Source organism: Lyngbya sp. CCY1209 (assembly GCF_055795065.1).
The window spans coordinates 1-2,841 of record NZ_JAYFER010000499.1; the positions used below are offsets into that span (position 1 = coordinate 1).

Below are 2,841 nucleotides of genomic sequence, written 5' to 3' on the forward strand. Positions count from 1 at the left end.
CGCGGTCCTCGGCAGTCGGTATTAGGGAGTCGGAAACTGAAACGGCTTTTCTATAAGGGTTTGAAAATTTCTGACCCAATTTCAACTGTAACCACGTGAGCGCTCGTTGCTCTAAATCTGCTTTGATTTCTCCCTCTAAATCACGAACTTTTTATTGGTTTAACAAAAGTTCATGAAAAAAGTGCCAAATTGGCAGTCGTGACGACAGAGTTCGATCTAACATATTAAGGAAAGCCGAGAATAATACAGGTGTCCTGCGATCCACTGCCAGAATTCAATTCTTGGATCTGTCTTTTTTAAAATTTATCCAGCTTTAAATGACCGCTCTCGCACGTCAAGTCATATTTACGATCGCGATTATTGGTCTCGTTTTATGAAATGGAAAAATACCCATCAATTCGATCAAATGCACATCCCTCAAAAGACCGATTTAAACGGCCGACACGGGGATGAGATCTACCGAGATTTAGATCTTCCTCCGGAAGAGTTGGACAACCCCCACCAGTTGCGCGGGGGTGTGGCGGGGTCGCTGCCGATCGCCCCTTCATTTCAACATCCGGCCGTCGCCAAGCCGAAAAAACCGGCACCCGAGCCGGGGGATTGGTCGCCGGCGCTCCAATCTCTCCTCGATCGCCCGCCCTCTTCCCTTCCAGCCCGGTTGATGATGGGGGGACTCGCCTTCTGCGCGGCCTTCGGAACCTGGTCCTATTTCGGCACCATCGACGAGGTGGGGGAGGCCCGGGGAGAATTGATTCCCCAGGGGGATGTCTACAAGGTGCATCCGGTGGAGTCGGGTAAGGTTGTCCGTATCGCCGTGGAAGAGGGAGAGGCGGTGAAAGTCGGGGAGGCGATCGCGGAACTGGACACCCAAATGGCCGCGGGGGAGGTGGAGCGGTTACAACAGCGGTTGCAATCCCTGCAACTCGAACGCTCCCAACAGCAACAACTGCTCGACCGCACCCACTTGGAAGCCCAGACCCGGGCCTCCATCGCCGAGGCCCAAATGCAGGCCCGACAGGCGGAGCGCGATCGCATCGACAGCCAGATGGCCGCCACCCGGCAGCTCATCGCCCAACTCGAGTTGAACCGGCAAGCCGGCCAGAGCCGTCTGGAGAACTTGCAACCCCTCGACACCCGCACCGACGAACTGCTCGAAAAACTGCGGGCCGACGAGGCGGCGGCGGCCGAGCGGGTGGAGCGGCTCAGTCCCCTGGTGGAGGCCGGGGCGCTCTCCCAGGAGGTGATGTTCCAGGCTGAACAATCCCTCCGGGACCGAGAGCGGGCGATCGTCCAGGCCCAAATGCAGGAGCAAACCGGCAGCGAGGAACAGGTGTTCCAGGCCGAGGAGAGATTGCGGGACTCCGAACGCCGCCTCACCCAATCCCAGGGGGAACTCCAACAGCTCCGAACCGACGCGGCGCGGCTGGACGCCGAGTTGGAGCGCCAGCGGGCCGAGGCCGAGGCGAGTGTCCTGCAAACCCAGGAAAAAATTCAGCAGCTCGAACTGAAACTCACCCAGCTCGATGCCGAAATTGCCGACACTCAAAATTTGATCGCCAGCGCCGAAACCAAGCTGCAGCAACGGTTTCTGTACGCCCCCATCGACGGCACGGTTTCTTCCCTCAACGTCGCCAACTTCGGGGAAGTGCTGCAACCGGGGCAGACCTTCGCGGAAATTACGCCGGAGGACGCGCCGTTGGTGCTCTCCGCCAGCCTGCCGGAACGAGAAGCCGGCTTTTTGGAGACGGGGATGCCGGCTAAGATCAAGTTTGACGCCTATCCCTATCAGGAATACGGCGTGATCGAGGGGACGGTGACTTCGATTTCCCCCGATACGAAACCCGTTCAAGAGGGTCAAGCCGTCTACAAGGTGGAAATCGTTCTGGAACGGGATTTTGTCGTGGACGATGGGGAACAGATCGAATTTAAACCCGGTCAGACGGCCACGGCGAGTATCGTCATCCGGCAGCGCCGGATTGTGGATCTGTTCCTCGACCCGATCCGCAAAATTCAAAAACAGGGTTTGGAACTGTAAATCAATTGTATTTTAGGAATCAGGTGTTATGACTTTCAATTCTAACCGTTCTAGCAATCTCAACAAAACCATGACTGAAGCACAATTCAACGAAGTGATCGACGCCATCTTGGCGGGAAAATATTCTTGGGCTTGCGTTTTGATTCTTTCCTTTGCCGGTTACAATCCGCTGCACTACATTCCCTATCGGACTTACAACCGGCTGCTCAAGGCTAACCGAAATTGTGGGGGGCAAAAGAGCGATCGCGACAAGTCCACTAAAATTAAAGATTTGGGCTATTGTGAAAATGTCGGCCGCAAGGAGGCTCGCGTCGCCGGAGGGAAGGGGGCGAGCGGTGCTGGCAATTGGTTGCATTCCATCTGGTGAACTGCCTCTCTAATTACAACTCGCGATCGGATTTAACCAATTCTCTCTGCTGCGGCGGGGATTTTTTTTTGGAATTGGCTGAATTCGAGTTCGGGCGATCGCCATTTGTAAATCTGCCATTAAAAAAATGAAAATCAATGCCGATCTGGCAACATTAGTGATTACTCTTGTGCGTGTGATATTTTTCAAAAAAATCCGATTTCTGCCACATTGGCAACACGGTAAATGGTTTTCAAATTAAATTAGATTCAGAACAGAAACAAAACCTATTTCACTCAATTCTCTGGAGAGAAACCATGAATATTTCCGACCTCAATCATATCGCCAATGTTTCCGAAGAATCCAACGTCGTTGGCGGATACGGATACTACGGATATACCTTTTTTGAAAACGATTACATCAATTTTGATGTCTACGGAGACACGAATATCAATACCCA

Annotated in this window: 2 protein-coding genes; both read left to right on the forward strand. The window is 53.4% G+C overall.

Features of this window, described 5'->3' with window-relative positions; translation table 11 throughout:
- Positions 1-373 precede the first annotated feature (373 nt).
- Positions 374-2,035 (forward strand): beta-barrel domain-containing protein, encoded by a 1,662-nt coding sequence (locus AC0QHF_RS15920; RefSeq protein ID WP_324705214.1) that lies wholly within the window; start codon positions 374-376, stop codon positions 2,033-2,035.
- Positions 2,036-2,063: 28 nt separating this feature from the next.
- Positions 2,064-2,402, forward strand: coding sequence for a HetP family heterocyst commitment protein (locus AC0QHF_RS15925; protein WP_324705215.1), 339 nt, complete (start codon positions 2,064-2,066; stop codon positions 2,400-2,402).
- Positions 2,403-2,841 lie beyond the last annotated feature (439 nt).